This is a genomic window from Burkholderia sp. 22313 (assembly GCF_052045245.1).
GTDB lineage: Bacteria > Pseudomonadota > Gammaproteobacteria > Burkholderiales > Burkholderiaceae > Burkholderia.
In genome coordinates this window covers 127220-147973 of sequence record NZ_JBQEON010000006.1, presented here as the reverse complement: position 1 = coordinate 147973, position 20754 = coordinate 127220, and the positions used below count along the sequence as shown (strand labels likewise).

The 20754-nt window shown below is 67.0% G+C and carries 15 protein-coding genes and 2 tRNA genes; 9 read left to right on the top strand and 8 right to left on the bottom strand.

The genetic code is table 11. From position 1 onward, the window contains the following. The first annotated feature begins 53 nt into the window (after positions 1-53). The 6 genes from clpP (at position 54) to ACTJKF_RS07615 (ending at position 7223) form a co-directional block, all read left to right on the top strand. Positions 54-707, top strand: coding sequence for an ATP-dependent Clp endopeptidase proteolytic subunit ClpP (gene clpP, locus ACTJKF_RS07640; protein ID WP_006496351.1), 654 nt, complete (start codon positions 54-56; stop codon positions 705-707). Between the two features lie 163 nt (positions 708-870). Further along, positions 871-2142: an ATP-dependent Clp protease ATP-binding subunit ClpX gene (clpX, locus tag ACTJKF_RS07635; protein ID WP_006754177.1), complete on the top strand. Its 1272-nt coding sequence runs from the start codon at positions 871-873 to the stop codon at positions 2140-2142. A gap of 197 nt (positions 2143-2339) precedes the next feature. After that, positions 2340-4763 (top strand): endopeptidase La, encoded by a 2424-nt coding sequence (gene lon, locus ACTJKF_RS07630; protein ID WP_440622961.1) that lies wholly within the window; start codon positions 2340-2342, stop codon positions 4761-4763. Positions 4764-4973: 210 nt separating this feature from the next. After that, positions 4974-5049, top strand: a tRNA-Val gene (locus ACTJKF_RS07625). Positions 5050-5072: 23 nt separating this feature from the next. Continuing rightward, positions 5073-5149, top strand: a tRNA-Asp gene (locus ACTJKF_RS07620). A gap of 139 nt (positions 5150-5288) precedes the next feature. After that, the gene (locus ACTJKF_RS07615; protein ID WP_440622960.1) at positions 5289-7223 is read left to right on the top strand and encodes a SurA N-terminal domain-containing protein; all 1935 of its coding nucleotides are present in this window, start codon (positions 5289-5291) and stop codon (positions 7221-7223) included. Between the two features lie 96 nt (positions 7224-7319). On the opposite strand, the gene ACTJKF_RS07610 is transcribed toward ACTJKF_RS07615, so the two are convergent. Beyond that, entirely contained in the window at positions 7320-7997 is a 678-nt protein-coding gene (locus ACTJKF_RS07610) for an arylesterase (RefSeq protein WP_440622959.1), read from the bottom strand. On the opposite strand from ACTJKF_RS07610, the gene ACTJKF_RS07605 reads away from it, so the two are divergent. Continuing rightward, positions 7996-8697 (top strand): ABC transporter ATP-binding protein, encoded by a 702-nt coding sequence (locus ACTJKF_RS07605; RefSeq protein ID WP_440622958.1) that lies wholly within the window; start codon positions 7996-7998, stop codon positions 8695-8697. The two genes, ACTJKF_RS07610 and ACTJKF_RS07605, sit on opposite strands and share 2 nt — an antisense overlap. A gap of 74 nt (positions 8698-8771) precedes the next feature. Here ACTJKF_RS07605 and pgi read toward each other — a convergent pair whose 3' ends face one another. From pgi to ACTJKF_RS07590, 3 genes are all read right to left on the bottom strand, one after another. Continuing rightward, a complete protein-coding gene (pgi, locus tag ACTJKF_RS07600) occupies positions 8772-10394 on the bottom strand; it encodes a glucose-6-phosphate isomerase (RefSeq protein ID WP_440622957.1) in 1623 nt (540 codons plus the stop codon). Between the two features lie 111 nt (positions 10395-10505). Beyond that, positions 10506-12050, bottom strand: coding sequence for an NAD(P)H-hydrate dehydratase (locus ACTJKF_RS07595; protein ID WP_440622956.1), 1545 nt, complete (start codon positions 12048-12050; stop codon positions 10506-10508). A 49-nt stretch (positions 12051-12099) separates the two neighbouring features. Further along, on the bottom strand, positions 12100-13401 hold the full coding sequence (locus ACTJKF_RS07590) for an FAD-dependent oxidoreductase (protein ID WP_440622955.1): 1302 nt from the start codon (positions 13399-13401) through the stop codon (positions 12100-12102). Between the two features lie 332 nt (positions 13402-13733). Here ACTJKF_RS07590 and purL point away from each other — a divergent pair, with 332 nt between their 5' ends. Together purL and ACTJKF_RS07580 are read left to right on the top strand one after the other, a co-directional pair. Next, positions 13734-17798, top strand: coding sequence for a phosphoribosylformylglycinamidine synthase (purL, locus tag ACTJKF_RS07585; RefSeq protein ID WP_440622954.1), 4065 nt, complete (start codon positions 13734-13736; stop codon positions 17796-17798). Continuing rightward, entirely contained in the window at positions 17798-18340 is a 543-nt protein-coding gene (locus ACTJKF_RS07580) for a GNAT family N-acetyltransferase (RefSeq protein ID WP_440622953.1), read from the top strand. The genes purL and ACTJKF_RS07580 overlap by 1 nt, the downstream gene beginning before the upstream one ends. A 209-nt stretch (positions 18341-18549) precedes the next feature. Here the strand turns inward: ACTJKF_RS07580 and ACTJKF_RS07575 are convergent, their stop codons facing one another. The 4 genes from ACTJKF_RS07575 to msrB all read right to left on the bottom strand — a co-directional run bounded on the left by ACTJKF_RS07575 (position 18550) and on the right by msrB (position 20748). Next, entirely contained in the window at positions 18550-19332 is a 783-nt protein-coding gene (locus tag ACTJKF_RS07575; protein ID WP_440622952.1) for a peptidylprolyl isomerase, read from the bottom strand. 18 nt (positions 19333-19350) lie between these two features. After that, complete coding sequence (locus ACTJKF_RS07570; RefSeq protein ID WP_440622951.1) at positions 19351-19659, bottom strand: BolA family protein; 309 nt, start codon at positions 19657-19659, stop codon at positions 19351-19353. A 1-nt stretch (position 19660) separates the two neighbouring features. After that, positions 19661-20191, bottom strand: a complete 531-nt coding sequence (locus ACTJKF_RS07565) for a septation protein A (protein ID WP_098556068.1) — start codon at positions 20189-20191, stop codon at positions 19661-19663. Positions 20192-20316: 125 nt separating this feature from the next. Continuing rightward, positions 20317-20748 (bottom strand): peptide-methionine (R)-S-oxide reductase MsrB, encoded by a 432-nt coding sequence (gene msrB / locus ACTJKF_RS07560; RefSeq protein WP_440622950.1) that lies wholly within the window; start codon positions 20746-20748, stop codon positions 20317-20319. Positions 20749-20754: the final 6 nt, after the last annotated feature.

The following is a 20754-nucleotide window of genomic DNA, read 5'->3' as shown; positions in this document are numbered from 1 at the left end:
TTGAGCGGGCGGCTTCCCTCCGTTCAATTTCCCATTCGAACAAGGTTCATTGAATGATCACTCGCGCTGAATTGCTGGACATGCTTGCTTCGAACGCGCCGCAGGGTTTCGAGGCGCAAGCGCTGGGGCTGGTGCCGATCGTCGTCGAAACGAGCGGCCGCGGCGAGCGTTCGTACGATATCTATTCGCGTCTCCTGAAGGAGCGCCTGGTGTTCATGGTCGGCGAAGTGAACGACCAGACCGCCAACCTCGTGGTCGCGCAATTGCTGTTCCTCGAGAGCGAGAATCCCGACAAGGACATCAGCCTGTACATCAACAGCCCGGGCGGGTCGGTGTCGGCCGGCATGGCGATCTACGACACGATGCAGTTCATCAAGCCCGACGTGTCGACGCTCTGCATGGGTCTCGCGGCCAGCATGGGCGCGTTCCTGCTCGCGTCGGGCGCGAAGGGCAAGCGTTTCGCGCTGCCGAACTCGCGCGTGATGATTCACCAGCCGCTCGGCGGCGCGCGCGGCCAGGCGTCCGACATCGAGATCCAGGCGCGCGAGATCCTGTACCTGAAGGAACGGTTGAACAACCTGCTCGCGCAGCACACGGGCCAGGACGTCGAGCGCATCGCGCGCGACACCGACCGTGATAACTTCATGTCGAGCGAAGACGCGAAAGCGTACGGGCTGATCGACCAGGTGCTGTTGAAACGCCCGTGAGCTTAAGTGGGGTGCCGCCCCGATTCGCGCGGCGCCCCGGCGATGTTCCGACGCCCTGAGCATCTGCGGCAAGCGCATCCAGCCGGCTCCGGTCGCGCCCTAGGCGCGGCGTCCGGAGCATTCGGCGTATCATGTCATTTACCTGTCCGGAGGCTCTACATTCATGGCGGACAAAAAAGGTTCGAACAGCGAGAAGCTGTTGTATTGCTCGTTTTGCGGGAAGAGCCAGCATGAGGTGAAGAAACTCATCGCCGGCCCGTCGGTATTCATCTGCGATGAGTGCATCGACCTCTGCAACGAGATCATTCGCGACGAGGCGGCTGCCGCCGGCGTCGAGGCCAGCCTGTCCCGGTCGGATCTCCCGAGCCCGCAGGAAATTCGCGACATCCTCGATCAGTACGTGATCGGCCAGGAGCGTGCGAAGAAGATCCTCGCGGTGGCCGTGTACAACCACTACAAGCGCCTGAAGCATCTCGACAAGAAGGACGACGTCGAGCTGTCGAAGAGCAACATCCTGCTGATCGGCCCGACGGGTTCCGGCAAGACGCTGCTCGCGCAGACGCTCGCGCGGTTGCTGAACGTGCCGTTCGTGATCGCCGATGCGACGACGCTGACCGAAGCCGGCTACGTCGGCGAGGACGTCGAGAACATCATCCAGAAGCTGTTGCAGAACTGCAACTACGAGGTCGACAAGGCCCAGCGCGGGATCGTCTACATCGACGAAATCGACAAGATCAGCCGCAAGTCGGACAACCCGTCGATCACGCGCGACGTGTCGGGCGAGGGTGTCCAGCAGGCGCTGCTGAAGCTCGTCGAAGGCACGATGGCGTCGGTGCCGCCGCAGGGTGGCCGCAAGCATCCGAACCAGGATTTCATCCAGGTTGACACGACCAACATCCTGTTCATCTGCGGCGGTGCGTTCGACGGTCTCGAGAAGGTGATCACCGATCGGACCGAAAAGACGGGCATCGGCTTCGGCGCGACGGTCAAGAGCAAGCAGGAGCGCGACGCGGGCGAAGTGCTGCGCGAAACGGAACCGGAAGACCTGATCAAATTCGGCCTGATTCCCGAATTGATCGGCCGCCTGCCGGTGGTCGCGACGCTCGGCAAGCTCGATGAAGCCGCGCTGATGAAGATCCTCGTCGAGCCGAAGAATGCGCTCGTCAAGCAGTATCACAAGCTGTTCGCGATGGAGCGCGTCGAGCTGGAAATCCGGCCGGGCGCGTTGCAGGCAGTCGCCCGCAAGGCGATCCGCCGCAAGACCGGCGCGCGCGGTTTGCGTTCGATCATCGAACAGGCATTGCTCGACGTGATGTACGAGCTGCCGGCGATGAAAGGGGTCAGCAAGGTCATCATCGACGAGAACGTGATCGATGGCGACGGCAAGCCCCTGCTGATCTATGAGGACACGCCGAAGGTGGCGGGTTCGAACTGACCGGCTTGCCGACGATGTTCTGCGAAAAAGGCCGTTCATGAGACCGTGGGCGGCTTTTTTTCGTTTATCTTGTGGGTAACTCTGACTCGACACGCGGTGGTTACTTTCTTACCGAATATTTCCCGCACTTGAAGGCTTGCAATTCGTTGTGGCGGCCTCAATTACCGAACAATTGATTCCACTCATGGGGAAATGAAATGTCAGGCACCCAACTTCTCCCGCCGGAACGCATCACGCTCCCGCTGCTGCCGCTGCGGGACGTCGTCGTTTTCCCGCACATGGTGATTCCGCTCTTCGTGGGCCGGCCGAAATCGATCAAGGCCCTCGAAGCAGCGATGGAAGGCGGCAAGCACATCATGCTCGTCGCCCAGAAAACCGCGGCCAAGGACGAACCGACCGAAAAGGACATGTACGAGGTCGGTTGTATCGCCAACATCCTGCAGATGCTGAAGCTGCCGGACGGCACCGTGAAGGTGCTCGTCGAGGGCCTGCAGCGCGCGAAGGCGTTGTCGATCGAGGAACAGGAGACGCAGTTCTCCTGCGAAGTCATGCCGCTCGAGCCCGATCACGCCGACAGCGCGGAAACGGAAGCGCTGCGCCGCGCGATCGTGTCGCAGTTCGACCAGTACGTAAAGCTGAACAAGAAGATCCCGCCGGAGATTCTCACGTCGCTGTCGGGCATCGATGAAGCCGGTCGCCTCGCCGACATGATCGCCGAGCGTTTGCCGCTGAAGCTCGACCAGAAGCAGCACATCCTCGAGATGTTCCCGGTCATCGAGCGCCTCGAGCACCTGCTCGCGCAACTCGAAGCCGAGATCGACATCCTGCAGGTCGAAAAGCGCATCCGCGGGCGCGTGAAGCGCCAGATGGAAAAGAGCCAGCGCGAGTACTACCTGAACGAACAGGTCAAGGCGATCCAGAAGGAACTGGGCGAAGGCGAAGAGGGTGCGGATCTCGAGGAGCTCGAGAAGCGCATCAACGCCGCGCGCATGCCGAAGGAAGCGAAGAAGAAGGCCGACGCGGAGCTCAAGAAGCTGAAGCTGATGTCGCCGATGTCGGCGGAAGCGACCGTCGTGCGCAACTACATCGACACGCTGATCGGCCTGCCGTGGCGCAAGAAGAGCAAGGTCAACAACGATCTGTCGAACGCCGAACAGGTGCTCGACGAGGATCACTTCGGCCTTGAGAAAGTGAAGGAACGCATTCTCGAGTACCTCGCGGTGCAACAGCGCGTGGACAAGGTCAAGGCGCCGATCCTGTGCCTCGTCGGCCCCCCGGGCGTCGGCAAGACCTCGCTCGGCCAGTCGATCGCGCGTGCGACGAACCGCAAGTTCGTCCGGATGGCGCTCGGCGGCGTGCGTGACGAAGCCGAGATCCGCGGCCACCGCCGCACGTACATCGGTTCGATGCCGGGCAAGATCCTGCAAAGCCTCACGAAGGTCGGCGTGCGCAATCCGCTCTTCCTGCTCGACGAAGTCGACAAGATGGGCATGGATTTCCGCGGCGATCCGTCGTCGGCGCTGCTCGAAGTGCTCGATCCGGAACAGAACCACACGTTCGCCGACCACTACATCGAAGTCGACTTCGACCTGTCCGACGTGATGTTCGTCGCGACGTCGAACTCGCTGAACATCCCGCCGCCGCTGCTCGACCGGATGGAAGTGATTCGTCTGTCGGGCTACACGGAAGACGAGAAGGTCAGCATCGCGCAGCGTTACCTGCTGCCGAAGCAGAAGAAGAACAACGGGCTGAAGGACGGCGAGGTCGACGTCACCGAACAGGCGATCCGCGACATCATCCGCTACTACACGCGCGAAGCCGGTGTGCGTTCGCTCGAGCGGGAAGTGTCGAAGATCTGCCGCAAGGTCGTGAAGATGCTGCTGCTGAAGAAGGCATCGGGCGCGATCAAGGTCGACGGCGAGAACCTCGATACGTTCCTCGGCGTGCGCAAGTACGACTTCGGCCTCGCGGCGAAGGAAAACCAGGTCGGTCAGGTGACGGGCCTTGCGTGGACGGAAGTCGGCGGCGACCTGCTGACGATCGAAGCCGCGGTGATGCCGGGCAAGGGCAACGTGATTCGCACGGGTTCGCTCGGCGACGTGATGAAGGAGTCGGTCGAGGCGGCACGTTCGGTCGTGCGCTCGCGTTCGCGCCGTCTGGGTATCAAGGACGAAGCGTTCGAGAAGCAGGACATCCACATCCACGTGCCGGAAGGCGCGACGCCGAAGGACGGCCCGTCCGCCGGCGGTGCGATGACGACCGCGCTGGTGTCGGTGCTGACGGGGATCCCCGTGCGTGCCGATGTCGCGATGACGGGCGAGATCACGCTGCGTGGCGAGGTGCTGCCGATCGGCGGGCTGAAGGAGAAGCTGCTGGCTGCGCATCGCGGCGGCATCAAGCTCGTGCTGATTCCGGAAGAGAACGTGAAGGATCTCGCGGACATTCCGGACAACGTGAAGAACTCGATCGAGATCGTGCCGGTTCGCTGGATCGACAAGGTGCTCGAACTCGCGCTCGAACGTACGCCGACCCCGCTGCCGCCGGAAGAAGAGGCGAAGGCTGCGGCGCCGGTAGGTGAGGCGGCGAAGGATGCCGGTTCGACGGAAGTCGTCAAGCACTGAGAGCCCGAACGCCGTCGCTGACGGATGTTCACGAAAAACCCGCGGCGTGTGTCCGCGGGTTTTTTTATGCGCGCGGGATCGCGTGTTCGGCAGCGTGTTAAAAAAATTCACGTACGGGCTTGGCAAAATGATCGGGGATGAATTAAACTCGCAGGCTCGCTGGTTGTTGATGCCGAAGCGCGCAGATCGCAGCCAGAACGAATCGGAAACGGGTGCTTAGCTCAGCTGGTAGAGCGGCGCCCTTACAAGGCGTAGGTCGGGGGTTCGAACCCCTCAGCACCCACCAGTTTCACGATTCAGCCAGACCAAGGAGCGGTAGTTCAGTCGGTTAGAATACCGGCCTGTCACGCCGGGGGTCGCGGGTTCGAGTCCCGTCCGCTCCGCCAGAAAATGAAAAAGCCCGCCTTGTGCGGGCTTTTTCATTTGCATCGTCGGTTGCGCTCGCGCTTGTTGCGCGCCTGCTTTTCTCCCGTCCCACCCCGTATGTTGTAATATCGGTCGTTTTGTCCAATTTTCCCGTCACGCATGCTCGATTTCTTCCGTAATCACCAGCGCCTGATGATGGCGCTCCTGCTCCTGATCGTGTTGCCGGGGCTGGGTTTTGTCGGGATCCAAGGTTTCCGCGGCTTCTTCGACGACAGTGCGAACGTCGCGGCAGTCAACGGGCACAAGATCACGCGGGTCGAATTCGACGGCGCGTTCCGCCAGCAGATCGATCAGGCGCGCCAGGCGCTCGGCGGGCAGTTCGACATCAAGGCATTCGACACGCCCGACCATCGCAAGCAAGTGCTCGACGGCCTGATCCAGCAACGCGTGCTGGCCGACGAGACGCAACGTCTGCACCTGACCGCATCCGACAACGCCGTGCGTGATGCGCTGATGAGCGATCCGATGATCGCGTCGCTGAAGAAGCCCGACGGCACGATCGACGTCGAACGCTATGCGCAGTTGCTGTCGTTCCAGGGCATGACGCCCGAGCAGTACCAGGAACGCGTGCGCTACAGCCTCGCGCTGCAGCAGATTCCGGCGAGCATCGTGTCGAGTGCATTCACGCCGAAGGGCCCGGCAGAGCGCCTGTCGGAGCTGGCCGCGCAGCAGCGCGAAGTGCAGGCGCTCGTGCTGAAGGCGAGCGACTACGCAGCGAAGGTGCAGCCGACCGACGCGCAGCTCACCGCGTACTACGACGCGCACAAGCAGAGCTTCGCGACGCCGGAAACCGCGACGATCCAGTATCTCGTCTATTCGCCGGCCGCCGCCGCCGCGAGCGCGCAGCCGACCGATGCCGACATCAAGAAGTTCTACGACGACAACCCGACGCACTTCCGTTCGGAAGCGCAGGTGCGTGTGAGCCACATCTTCATCGCCGCCGCGAGCGACGCAAGCGCGGCCGACAAGGCCGCCGCGAAGGCGAAGGCCGAGCAACTGCTGGCCGACGTGAAGGCGCATCCGGACCAGTTCGCGCAGATCGCGCAGAAGAACTCGCAGGACGCGCCGTCGGCAGCGAAGGGCGGCGACCTCGGCTTCATCACGCGCGGCTCGACGGCGGGCGGCAAGGCGTTCGACGATGCCGCGTTCGCGCTGAAGCAGGGCGACGTGAGCGGTGTCGTGCAATCGGATCTCGGTTTCCACATCCTGAAGGCAACGGAAGTGAAGCCGTCGGTGGTCAAGCCGTTCGCCGACGTGAAGGACCAGATCGCAGCGGAACTGAAGCAGCAGTACGCAGCGAAGGCATTTTCGGACAACGCGGAAGGCTTCACGTCGACCGTGTACGAAAAGGCGAAGACGCTGCAGCCGGCCGCCGACAAGTACAAGCTGACGGTCCAGACGGCCACCGTCATGCCGACGCCGAATCCGCAACTGCCGCCGACGAGCCCGCTGAACAATCCGAAGTTCCTGGCTGCCGTGTTCGCGAACGACTCGGTGAAGAGCCAGAACAACACGCAGGCGATCGACGTGGGCAACAACACGCTGATCTCGGCGCGCGTGACCGACTACAAGCCGGCTGCCGTGCCCGCGTTCGACGCGATCAAGGACGCCGTGCGTCAGAAGGTCGTTGCCGAGCAGGCCGCGGAACTCGCGAAGAAGGACGGCACGGCGAAGCTGGCCGAGCTGCGGAAGTCGAAGTCGGCCGATGGCTTCACGGCCGCGCAGAAGGTGTCGCGCACGCAGTCGCAAGGTCTGACGCCGGCGGCACTGAGCGCCGTCTACAAGGTCGATCCGAAGACGCTGCCGGCGTATGTCGGTGTCGATCTCGGTGCGAACGGCTACGCGATCTATCGCGTCAACGCGGTGATTCCGGGTACGGCCGTCGATCCGCAGCAGCTCGCGGCCGCGCAACAGCAGATGGCGCAGGTCGAAGCGCAAAGCGAAGGCGAAGCGTATCTCGCCGCGCTGCGCGACCGCTCGAAGGTGAAGTTGTACGGCACCGCGCCGAGCCAGTCGCAAGACGGCGGCAACTAAGCGGCAACCCGGCGAAACGCCGTTCACGGTTTCGCACGCAACAACAAAAAGCCCCGCTCGAAGCGGGGCTTTTTGCTTATCTGGCGAAGCGCGAACTCAGCCGCGCGGCTTGCCGAGCAACGGCTTCAGCGCCGGCCAGACGTTGTCGAGCAGGACGCCCTGTGCCTGTTGCGCGGGATGCATCTGGTCCGACTGGAACATCTCCGGCTTGTTCTCGATGCCGGCCAGCAGGAACGGCACGAGCGGCACGCCGAGCTCCTTCGACAGCCGCGTATAAACCGCATGGAATTTCTGCGTGTAGTCGGGTCCGTAGTTGGCTGGCACGTACATGCCGACCAGCACGACCTTCGCGCGCGCCTGCCGCGCATCGGCGATGATGTCGCGCAGGTTCTGCTCGGTCGTCGCGAGCGGCACGCCGCGCAGCGCATCGTTCGAACCGAGCTCGACGACGACGATCGACGGCTTGAGCCGCTGCAACACCGCGGGCAGCCGCGCGCGGCCGCCGCTCGTGGTGTCGCCGCTGACGCTTGCGTTCGCGACGCTATAATCGATTCGCTCGGTCGCGAGCCGTTGCCGCAGCAACGCCACCCAGCCGGTGTCGCGCGGCAGCCCGTATTCGGCGGACAGGCTGTCGCCGAGCACGACGAGTGCGGGGTGGGCCGCACCCGAGGGCGGGGCCGCCGTCGCGGCGCGGGCGGGCACATTTGCTGCGAGCAGCGTACCCAGCAGTGCGGCGAGCGCCGCACGTCTTTTCCAGCGGAATGTCGTGTCCATGTTCAAGATTACCGATCCGATCATCGAAGTCCATGACGTGTGCAAGCGGGTTGCCGATGCAACGGGCGAGCTGGCGATCCTCGACGGCATCACGCTCGCCGTGCGGCCCGGCAGCAGCCTCGCGATCGTCGGTGCATCGGGGTCGGGCAAATCGACGTTGCTCGGCCTGCTTGCGGGGTTGGACAGCGCGACCAGCGGCACGGTTCGCCTGCTCGGCCGCGCGCTCGAGCAGCTCGACGAAGACGAGCGCGCCGCGCTGCGCAACGGCGCGGTCGGGTTCGTGTTTCAGTCGTTCCAGTTGATGCCGCACCTGACTGCGCTCGAGAACGTGATGCTGCCGCTCGAGCTGCAGGGCAGCATCAGCGCGCGCGACGCGGCCGAGCGTGCCCGCGCGCTGCTCGTGCAGGTCGGGCTCGGCGAGCGTACCGCGCATTATCCGAAGCTGCTGTCGGGCGGCGAGCAGCAGCGCGTCGCGCTCGCGCGTGCGTTCGTCACGCATCCGGCCATTCTGTTCGCCGACGAACCGACCGGCAGCCTCGATGCGGCCACGGGCCACGCGGTCATCGACCTGATGTTCGAGCTGAACCGCACGCACGGTGCGACGCTCGTGCTCGTCACGCACGACGCCGAACTCGCGCGGCGCTGCGCGACGACGGTGACCATCGACGCAGGGCGCATCGTCGCGCCGCACACGGCGTAGCACGACGCTGACTTCTCGCGCCGGTCGCACAGGGCCGATTGTCCGGTGCGACCGGCGTGCATGACGCTGTCGCGTCAGCGCTTGAGCGCCGCGCGCGCGCGCTCGATCAGCGCGGTCGTCGACGAATCGTGCTTCGCGGGATCGACCGACTCGGCCGTCAGGTCGGCTTCGACGACCTTGCCGAGAATCTTGCCGAGCTCGACGCCCCACTGGTCGAACGGATTGATGTCCCACACCGTCGCCTGCACCAGCACCTTGTGCTCGTAGAGCGCGATCAGCGCGCCGAGCGTGCGCGGCGTCAGCGCATCGACCAGCAGCGTCGTCGTCGGGCGGTTGCCGGGGAACGTCAGGTGCGGCGCGAGCGCTTCCTTGCCGGGGCCCGCGACCTTGCGCGCTTCGTCGAGCGTGCGGCCGAGCATCAGCGCTTCGCTCTGCGCGAAGCAGTTCGCGAGCAGCTTCGGGTGATGGCTTGCGAGCGGATGCTCGGGCGTCAGCACCGCGATGAAGTCGATCGGTACGATCGTCGGGCCCTGGTGCAGCATCTGGAAAAACGCATGCTGGCCGTTGGTGCCCGGCTCCCCCCAGGTGACGGCCGACGTCGGGTAGTCGACAAACGTGCCGTCCAGGCGCGCGGACTTGCCGTTGCTTTCCATCTCGAGCTGCTGCAGGTACGACGGCAGATAATGCAGCGCTTCCGAATACGGCGCGACGAGATAGCTCTGCGAGCCGAAGAAGTTGCGATACCAGATGCCGAGCAGGCCGAGCAGCACCGGCAGGTTGCGCTCGAGCGGCGCTTCGCGGAAATGGCGATCCATGTCGTTCGCGCCGGCCAGCAGTTCGTCGAACTGATCGGGCCCGATCGCGATCATGATCGACAGGCCGACCGCCGACCACAGCGAATAACGGCCGCCAACCCAGTCCCACATTTCGAACACGTTGTCCGCGGAGATGCCGAACTTCACGACCTCGGCCGGATTCGCCGACACGCCGACGAAGTGCTTCGCGAGCGCGTCCTCGGGGCAGCCGCGCGCGACGAACCAGTCGCGCAGCGAGCGTGCGTTCGTCATCGTCTCGAGCGTCGTGAAGGTCTTCGACACGATGATCGCAAGCGTTTCTTCCGGATCGACCTGTTCGAGCACGCGCGCGAGATCGGCGCCGTCGACGTTCGACACGAAGTGGGTCGAGATCTCCGGCGTCGCGACGTGATGCAGCGCGTGCGTGACCATCTTCGGGCCGAGGTCCGAGCCGCCGATGCCGATATTGATCACGTGGCGGATGCGCTTGCCGGTGTAGCCGGTCCACGCGCCGCTGCGCACGGCGCGCGCGAAGGTCGCCATCTTCGCGCGCTCGGCGCTGACCTGCGCATGGAACGGCGCGTGCGGGTCGGTCGCCCGCAGTGCCGTGTGCAGCGCGGCGCGGCCTTCGGTCGGGTTGACGATGTCGCCGGCGAACATCGCGTCGCGGCGCGCTTCGACGCCTGCTTCGCGGGCCAGCTGCACGAGCAGGCGCAGCGTGTCATCGTTGATGCGGTTCTTCGAGAAGTCGGCCGCAAGGCCGCCGCCGGGGATCGTGAAGCGTTCGGCACGGGTCGGCGCGCGGTCGTTGTCCGGCGCGAACCAGTCGCGCAGCCGCGCGTGGCGGATCTGTTCGAAGTGGGATTGAAGGGCAGTCCAGGCGGGGAGCGAATTCAGCGTCATGGCGGTTCGAGTGAAGCGTGAATCGGGAGGAATGCCGCGCCGGCGCATCCGGATCGGAAGGCTGGCGGACGAGAAGGCCCGCCGTGCGGCGGGGCACCCAGTATAGCGGCGTTATATGTCGGCGCGCGGCGACGGGTAGAAAAGGCGATTGATCAGCGTGCGGACCATCGGCGCGAGTTCGCCCGCGGTCAGGCCGGCCGGCCCCGTACCCTGCGCGGTCAGCGTGTCGGCCGCGAGGCCGTGCAGGTAGACGCCCGCGAGCGCGGCTTCGTACGGCGCGACGCGCTGTGCGAGCAACGCGCCGATCAGGCCGCCGAGCACGTCGCCGGTGCCGCCGGTGGCGAGCGCGGCATTGCCGGTCGGGTTGATCGCGAGGCGGCCGTCGGGCGACGCAATCACCGTGCCCGAGCCTTTCAGCACGACGATGCTCGCGTAGCGCATGGCCAGTGCCCGGGCGGCGGCCAGCCGATCGTGCTGCACCGTCGCGGTGTCGCTGCCGAGCAGCCGCGCTGCCTCGAGCGGATGCGGCGTCAGCACGCACGCATGGCCGCGTGCGCCGCGGGCGGCGACGGCGGTCGCGAGGTCGTCATGCGTCGCGACGAGGTTCAGCGCGTCGGCGTCCAGCAGTGTCGCGGCCTCGTGCGCGAGCACGTCGCGCACGAGGGTGGCTGCGGCCGCGCGGGTGCCGAGGCCGCAGCCCGCCGCGATCGCGGACATCGCATCGAGGTCGAGGCCGTCCGCAGGATGGAGCATCAGTTCGGGAAACGGCGGGTCGTACGGCGGCGCGCCGGCGCCGAGCAAGCCGACATGCACCTTGCCGGCGCCCGCGAACAGCGCGGCGCGCGCGGCCAGGATCGGCGCGCCGCACATGCCGGTATCGCCGCCGAGCACGGCCAGGCTGCCGAAGGTGCCCTTGTGCGACGCGAACCCGCGCTCGGGCAGCGCGGCGGCGAATCGTGCCGGCTGGTTCAGCACGATGGCCGGCGCGGCGGGCGGCGGGACGTCGAGCGACGCGATCTCGATCGCGCCGGCGAGATCGCGGCCGTCGCCGGTGTAGAGGCCCGGCTTCGCGCCGATGAAGGCGAGCGTGTGGGTGGCGGCGACCGCGACACCCGCGCCGACGATCCGGCCGGTGTCGCTGTCCAGTCCGCTCGGCACGTCGAGCGCCAGCACGCGGCCGCCGTTGCGGGTGTGCGCGGCGATGCGCGCGGCCTGCGTGGCGAACGGGCCGTCGAGCGCGCGGCGGAGGCCGATCCCGAACAGTCCGTCGACCACCCACGCGTAATCGTCGAGCGAGGCGGGCGGCCCGGCCGACAGCGGCACGCCGGCCGCGCGCGCGAGGCCGAGCGCCCACTGCGCATCGTCCGGCTTGACCGGGACGGGCATCCACGCCTGCGTCGCCACGCCGAGCTGTTGCAACTGCGCGGCGGCCACCAGCGCGTCACCGCCGTTGTTGCCGGGGCCGACCGCGAACCAGACCGGACGTTCGTCGCCGGCCACCCGTTCGGACAGCCAGCGCGCGGCGGCGGCGCCCGCGCGGCCCATCAGCGTGTGCGGCGGGAGGTCCGCGGTTGCGGCGGCCTCGGCCGCGCGCAGGTCGGCGACGCGCAGCAGCGCGAGCGGGGCGGAGTCGGAAAGGGAGCGGGCGTTCGTCATCACGGGGTCATGGCGGCGGGAGGGCCGCCCCGGGACGGGCCCGCGGCGGTCAGGTCGTGAAGCGCGCGGCGCTGAGCGCGGCGAGCGTGTCGGCGGGCCACTGCTGCGTGTCGCCGCCGAGGCAGTCGGTCACCACTTTAGCAGACCCGCATGCGAGCCCCCAACCGGCCGGGCCGTGGCCGAAATTGACGAACACGCGCGGATGCGGGGTCGGACCGACGACCGGCAGGCCGTCCGGCGACAGCAGTTGCGTGCCTTGCCACGACAGCGCGGCGGAAATCTTCGCGGCGCCCGGCACCCAGTCGTGCACGGCCTGGCCGAGCAGCGCGAGCGCGGCCTCGGACAGCGGCTCCGGGAGCGGCTTCGCGGTGTCGGCGAGGCTCTGCAGCACGGCGCCGCCGCCGATGCGCAGACGCTGGTGGGTGCGCGTGATCGAGATCCGCTTGATCGAATCGACGACGCTCAGGTGCGGCGCATGTTCTTCGTACGCAACGGGCGCGGTCAGCGTATGGGCGCGGACCGGATGCAGCGGCAGCTGCCAGCCGAGCCGCTCCAGCAGCGGCAGGCTGCCGGCGCCGGCGGCGACCACGATCGCGTCCGCCGAAATCACGTCGACCTCGCGCGCGTTCGCGTGGCGGCCGCCGGTCGCCGGCGCGAGTTCGACGGCGGCGCGGCCGGTGTCGACGCGGATCGCGGCGACGTCCGCGCCGAAGCGGAACTGCACGCCGTGCTCGTCGAGCGCCTGCTTGACCAGTTTCGCGAACAGCGGGCAGTTGCCGGTGCGCTCGGCCTCGAGCAGCACGCCGCCGGCGAAGCCGGGCTCGGCCGGCACCGATGGCTCGAGTGCCGCGCATTCGTCGGCGGTGAGCACGCGGTACGGCTGGTCGAGGGTGCGCAGCAGGTCGAGCGCCGGCTGCAGCGCGTCCCAGTCGCGCGGATCGCGCACGACGTGCAGGATCCCGGGCTTCTGCTCGAATTCGAGCTGGAAGCGCGCCTCGATGTCGGCGAGGGATTCGCGCGACGCGTCGAGCAGCGGGCGCAGCCGCGCGTACTGCGCGGCGAACGCGTCGGGCTCGCGCAGCGCGGCAAGCTGCTTGACGAAGCGGCGCACGCCGCCGTTGAGTCCCGGCTTGTAGACGATGCCGGTGTCGCGCGACTGGCGCTGGCGCATGAAGGTCGGGCCGAACCAGACGTCGAGCGGGCTCGGCAGCAGTGCGCCGCCGTCGCCGTAGGTCGCGCCCTGCGCGACGGTCGCGTGGCGTTCGACCACGCACACGCGATGGCCGGCCGCGCGCAGCTGGTAGGCGGTGGCGACGCCGCTGATTCCGCCGCCGATGACGATGACATCCATGGATTGCTTCGATGACGGGCGGCGCGCACGCCGCCCGGTGAGAATTCGCTGACGGGCCGACGGCCCGGTGAACCGGGAATGATAGCGCCAAAATCGCGCCAACCGGCACCACGCGTCCCCATCCGGTTCCGCCGTCATGCCGCCGCCGGTTGCCGCTGCCGCGCGTGCCGGCCCGGCGGGCGGTTCGGTGCGGCGCGCGCGCCGGTGCACCGGTGCGGTGCACGACGGGTGCCGATCGGCCGGTCTGGGCCGACTGACTTCCGGGTATAATTACGGCCTTCCTTTCGCCCCACGTCGCCACTTCGCGCGACTCATCGACGTCAGTCCAGCCCATGGCTCACTTCTCGTGTTTTCCCGGCGCTTCGGCCCTCTCCGATTTCCGTCAAACCCGTCTGCTCGACACGCTCAGGCAAATCGACGCCAACATCGTCGCGGTGCGCGGCCAGTTCCTGCACTTCGTCAATGCGGCCGAGCCGCTGTCGGCCGACGACAGCGCGCGCATCGACGCGCTGATGCACTACGGCGCGCCGTTCGAGCCGGCGGCCGAGAAGGGGACGGCCGAGACCTTCGTCGTGCTGCCGCGCTTCGGCACGGTTTCGCCGTGGGCGAGCAAGGCGACCGACATCGCGCAGCATTGCGGCCTCACGCAGGTGCGCCGCATCGAGCGCGGCGTCGAATTCACGGTCACGCTGAAGTCGGGCCTGCTCGGCGGCAAGAAGGCGCTGTCCGACGACGCGCGCGCCGCGGTGGCAGCCGCGCTGCATGACCGGATGACCGAGAGCGTGGTCGCCGCGCGCGACGACGCGCAGCATCTGTTCGACGAACTGCCGGCCAAGCCGCTCGCGACGGTCGACGTGCTGGGCGTTGGCCGCACGGCGCTCGAGCGCGCGAACGTCGAGCTGGGCCTCGCGCTCGCCGACGACGAGATCGATTACCTGGTCGACGCGTTCCGCAAGCTCGAACGCAACCCGACCGACGTCGAGCTGATGATGTTCGCGCAGGCGAACAGCGAGCACTGCCGCCACAAGATCTTCAACGCGCAGTGGACGATCGACGGCGAAGCACAGGACATGTCGCTGTTCGCGATGATCCGCAACACCGAGAAGCTGAATCCGCAGGGCACGATCGTCGCGTATTCGGACAACTCGTCGATCATGGTCGGCGCCGAGGCCGAGCGCTGGTTCCCGCGCAACACGGGCGCGGCCGGCGAGCCGGGTGAACGCTATGGGCGCCATACCGAGCTCACGCACACGCTGATGAAGGTCGAGACGCACAACCACCCGACGGCGATCTCGCCGTTCCCGGGCGCGGCGACCGGCGCGGGCGGCGAGATTCGCGACGAAGGCGCGACGGGCCGCGGTGCGCGTCCGAAGGCCGGCCTGACGGGCTTCACGGTGTCGAACCTCGACTTGCCGGACGCACGCCAGTCGTGGGAAAACGCACGCGACGCGGCGCAGCCCGTCGGCGAGCGCAACCCGAACGACGCGCACGGCCCGTACGGCCGCCCGGACCGCATCGCGTCGCCGCTGCAGATCATGATCGACGGCCCGCTCGGCGGCGCCGCGTTCAACAACGAATTCGGCCGCCCGAACCTCGGCGGCTACTTCCGCGTGTACGAGCAGAACGTCGGCGGGAAGGTGCATGGCTATCACAAGCCGATCATGATCGCGGGCGGCCTCGGCAACATCGCGGATCAACACACGCACAAGCACGACGTGCCGGCCGGCTCGCTGCTGATCCAGATCGGCGGCCCCGGCATGCGGATCGGCATGGGCGGCGGCGCGGCGAGCTCGATGGCGACCGGCGCGAACACGGCCGAACTCGACTTCGACTCGGTGCAGCGCGGCAACCCGGAAATCGAGCGGCGCGCGCAGGAAGTGATCAACGGCTGCTGGCAGCTGGGCGCGGAAAACCCGATCCTGAGCATCCACGACGTCGGTGCGGGCGGCCTGTCGAACGCGTTCCCCGAAATCGTCGACGGTGCGGGCAAGGGCGCGCGCTTCGAGTTGCGCAAGGTCGCGCTCGAGGAATCGGGCCTGTCGCCGCGCGAAATCTGGTCGAACGAGGCGCAGGAGCGCTACGTGCTGGCGATCGCGCCGGCCGACCTGCCGCGCTTCGAAGCGATCTGCGTCCGCGAGCGCTGCCCGTTCGCGGTGGTCGGCGTCGCGACCGACGAACGCGAGCTGAAGCTGGTCGACGACGAAGCGACGGGCACGGATGAATTCCCGGTCGACATGCCGATGGAAGTGCTGCTCGGCAAGCCGCCGCGCATGCACCGCGACGTCGCGCGCGTCGCAACCGAGCGCGCGCCGGTCGAGGTGACGGGCGTCGCGCTGTCGGAAGTCGCGGTCGACGTGCTGAAGCACCCGACGGTCGGCAGCAAGTCGTTCCTGATCACGATCGGCGACCGCTCGGTCGGCGGCACGTCGGTGCGCGACCAGATGGTCGGCCCGTGGCAGGTGCCGGTGGCCGACTGCGCGGTGACCGCGCTCGACTACGCAGGCTTCAAGGGCGAGGCGATGACGATGGCCGAGCGCACGCCGCTCGCGGTGATCGACGCGCCGGCATCGGGCCGCATGGCCGTCGGCGAGGCGATCACGAACATCGCGAGCGCGCCGATCGCGTCGCTCGACAAGCTGAAGCTGTCGGCGAACTGGATGGCCGCATGCGGCACGGCCGGCGAGGACGCCGCGCTGTTCGACACGGTCAAGGCGATCGGCATGGAGCTGTGCCCGGCGCTCGGGATCGGCATCCCGGTCGGCAAGGACTCGCTGTCGATGAAGACCAAGTGGGACGAGCAGGGTGTCGCGAAGGAAGTGGTGTCGCCGGTGTCGCTGATCATCTCCGCGTTCGCACCGGTCGAGGACGTGCGCCGTCACCTGACGCCGCAACTGCGCCGCATCGCCGACGCAGGCGACAGCGTGCTGATCGCGATCGACCTCGGTCGCGGCAAGAACCGGATGGGCGGCAGCATCTTCGCGCAGGTCACGCAGCAGGTCGGCGATACGACGCCGGACGTCGACGATCCGGAAGACCTGAAGCGCTTCTTCAACGCGATCCAGTCGCTCAACGCGCAAGGCAAGCTGCTTGCGTACCACGACCGCTCGGACGGCGGCCTGTGGGCGACGGTGTGCGAAATGGCGTTCGCGGGTCACGCAGGCGTGTCGCTGAACGTCGACATGCTGACGCTCGACCCGAACCACGAATCCGACTACGGCGACGCGAAGGACTGGGCGAAGCAGACGAGCGGCCGTCGCGAGGATCGCACGCTGCGCGCGCTGTTCTCCGAAGAGCTCGGCGCCGTCGTGCAGGTGCGCGCGGCCGACCGTGACGCGGTGCTCGGCGCGCTGCGCGAGTTCGGTCTGTCCGCATGCTCGCACGTGATCGGCACGGTCAACGATCGCGACGTGATCGAGGTGTACCGCGACGCGAAGAAGGTCTTCGATGCGCCGCGCACCGAACTCCATCGCGCGTGGGGCGAAGTGAGCTGGCGCATCGCGCGCCTGCGCGACAACCCGGCCTGTGCCGACGCCGAATACGACGCGCTGCTCGATGCGGCCGATCCGGGCATTTCGCCGGTGCTGACCTTCGATCCGGCCGACGACATCGCCGCGCCGTTCATTGCGACGGGCGCCCGCCCGCGCGTCGCGATCCTGCGCGAGCAGGGCGTGAACTCGCACCTCGAGACGGCGTATGCGTTCGACCGCGCGGGCTTCGATGCGCACGACGTGCACATGAGCGACCTGCTGGCCGGCCGCGCGACGCTCGCCGATTTCGCGGGCGCGGTCGCCTGCGGCGGCTTCTCGTACGGCGACGTGCTGGGTGCGGGCGAAGGCTGGGCGAAGACGATCCGCTTCAACGCGAACCTCGCCGACATGTTCTCGGCGTTCTTCGCGCGTCCCGACACGTTCGCGCTCGGCATCTGCAACGGTTGCCAGATGCTGTCGAGCCTCGCGTCGATGATTCCGGGTGCCGAAGCGTGGCCGAAGTTCACGCGCAACAAGTCCGAGCAGTTCGAGGCGCGCTTCTCGTTCGTCGAAGTGGAGAAGTCGCCGTCGATCTTCTTCGCGGGGATGGAAGGCTCGCGGATTCCGGTGGCGGTCGCGCATGGCGAAGGCTATGCGGACTTCTCGCAGCAGGGCGACATCGATCGCGTCGCGGTCTCGATGCGCTATGTCGACCACCGCGGCGAAGCGACCGAACGCTATCCGTTCAACCCGAACGGGTCGCCGGCCGGCATTACCTCGGTCACGACGGCCGACGGCCGCTTCTCGGTGCTGATGCCGCACATGGAGCGCGTGCACCGCACGGTGACGATGAGCTGGCATCCGGAAGGCTGGGACGAAGCGAGCCCGTGGATGCGCGTGTTCCGTAACGCACGCCGCTGGATCGGCTGATGTTCGATCCGCACGCGCCGGTCGATATCGTCACGCTGCGCGCCGAGTGCGCGGGCGACGTCGATGCGATCGGCCGTGTGATCGTGGCCGCGTTTGCGGGCGAGCCGCGGCACGGGCAGTTCGAGCGGCAGGTCGTCGATGCGCTGCGCGCGGATGGCACGCTGAGCGTGTCGCTCGTCGCGGAGCGCGACGAGCGCGTGATCGGTCACGTCGCATTCTCGCCGGTTTCGATCGGCGGGGAGCCGGCCGGCAGTCACGGGTGGTACGGGCTCGCGCCGCTCGCGGTGCGGCCCGAATGCCAGCGCCGGAGTATCGGCGCCGGGCTCGTGCGCACGGGGCTCGACGCGTTGCGCCGGCTCGGTGCGCAGGGTTGCGTCGTGCTCGGCGATCCCGCGTACTACGCCCGGTTCGGTTTCGTGTCGTCCGGCGATCTCGTGTTTGCGGATGCGCTGCCCGAGTATTTTCTCGCGCTGGCGTTCGACGAAGCCGCGCCGCGGCCGTCGGGTGAGGTTCGCTATCACGCTGCGTTTTATCCGGCGTAGCGATTCGCTGCGTCGCCGGTATGTGATCCCGCAGTGTTGAAAAGCCGTTTCGAAGCGGCTTTTTCTTTGCGCGGTCGCCGTGCTGATGGGCGGTATCCAGGGCGGCATCCCGGCGGATCCGGATTGCAACGCGCGTGCCGCAGCGGCAAAGCGCGCACAAAAAAGGCCGCTCCAGGGAGCGGCCTTCGCGCGGGCGATGTGCGCCGACGTTACTGGATCTTCGCCTGCTGGCGCAGACCTTCCTCGAACGCCTGCAGCTTCTGCTGCACGAGCTGCTGCGCGATCTGGGCCTTCACCTGATCGAACGGCGGCGGCGCGACGTCGCGGATGTCGTCGACACGGATGATGTGCCAGCCGAACTGCGTCTTCACCGGCTCGTCGGTCATCTGGCCTTTCTGCAGCTTCTGCGCGGCTGCCGCGAATTCCGGCACGTATGCCTTCGGGTCGGACCAGTCGAGATCGCCGCCGTTCTTGCCCGAACCCGGATCCTTCGAGTACTGCTTCGCCAGATCCTCGAACTTCGCGCCGCCCTTGATCTTCGCGATCAGGTCCTTCGCCTGCTGCTCGCTGTCGACGAGGATATGGTGCAGGTGATACTCGCGGTTGCCGCCGGCACCCTTCACGAGGTCGTCATAGCGCGCCTTCACTTCGGCGTCGGTCGGCTGGTTCTTCTTCAGGAAGCTTTCGATCATCGAGCGCAGCACGACCGTCTGTTGAGCGACGGCGATCTGCGCCTTCACGTCCGGACGGCTCGGGATGCCTTCGCGGATCGCTTCCTGCATCAGGATTTCGCGGTTCACGAGTTCCTGGCGCACGGCCTGCTGAAGTTGCGGGCCGTCGGACTGGCCTTGCTGGACGAGCTGCGCGACCATCGCATCGGCGCGCGACTTCGGAATCGGCGTGCCGTTGACGACGGCGATGTTCTGGGCGAATGCCGGTGCCGCTGCGAAAGCAGCCGCCGCGACCCACAGGCGGGGGGATTTCAGGATCATCGGGAATTCCTGTTGAGACTAGATTGAAGATTCGTTGAATTCTTCGGGCGTATAAGCCACGATCGCGAGCGCGTGAATGCCGCGCTGCATCGCATCAGCGAGCGCATCATACACCAGCCGGTGCCGCGCGACGCGCGGCTTGCCCGCGAAGGCGGCCGACACGATCGTCACCATGAAGTGGCCACCGGCGGCCGCGCCGGCGTGGCCCGCGTGCTGCGCGCTGTCGTCGCGCACCGTGAGCGACAGCGGGGCAAGCGACGCGGTGAGGCGGGCTTCGATCAGTGCGATGCGCTCGTCGGGCGAGGCGTTGAGAAAGGCGTCGGTCATGTCATTCGTCCTTCAGGTACTTCGTGAGCCACAGGCTCTGCAGGATGATGAACACGACCATGGCCCCCGTCGTGCCGAACAGCTTGAAGTTCACCCACTGCGATTCGGTGTAGTTGCGGACCACGTACAGGTTCGCGACGCCGAGCACCGCGAAGAACAGCGCCCATGCGACGTTCAGTTTGTCCCACACGGGGTGCGGCAGCGTGAGCTGCTTGCCCATCATCTTCTCGATCAGGTTGTTGCCGAACGCATAGCGTGCGGCGAACAGCCCGATCGCAAACAGCCAGTACAGCACAGTCGGTTTCCATTGAATGAATTTTTCGTCGTGCAGGACGAGGGTGGCGCCGCCGAAGACGACGATCACGCCGAGGCTGACCCACAGCATCGTGTCGACCTTCCGGTGCCGGAAAGCGACCCAGGCGACCTGGGCCAGCGTCGCGACGATCGCGACCGCGGTGGCGGTGAAGATGCCCCAGACCTTGAAGGCGGCGAAAAACAGGATGATCGGAAACAGATCGAACAGGAATTTCATGGCGCTCGCAGCTGCGTGACAGGCCGCATCGCGCGGCCTGTCACCGTTGTGGGGACCCGCCAGGCGCCGCCGTCCGGGGATCGGGGCAGCCGGGGAGGCTGTCCGACCGATCCGTCCGGCGCCGCTCAGTCGTTTTCGGGTCGGGACTCGAAGTTTAACGCAGCCGAATTGATGCAGTACCGCAAACCGGTCTGGTCGCGCGGGCCGTCCTCGAACACGTGGCCGAGATGCGCACCGCAATGGTTGCAGCGGACCTCGACGCGGACCATCCCGTGCGAGCGGTCGATCTTCTCGTCGATCACCTCGCCGTTCAGCGGCTTGAAGTAGCTGGGCCAGCCGCAGCCCGAATGGAATTTCGCGCCGGATTCGAACAGCGGCGTGCTGCAGACGACGCATTTGTAGATGCCGGTGTCTTCCGTGTCGGTGTATTCGCCGGTGAACGCACGCTCGGTCGCCGCATGCTGCGTGACCTCGTACTGCAGCGGCGTGAGCCGGCGGCGCAGTTCGGCGTCGTCCTTCCGGTACGGAAAGGTTTTATCGTCGGAATCGTGTGACATGTGGGA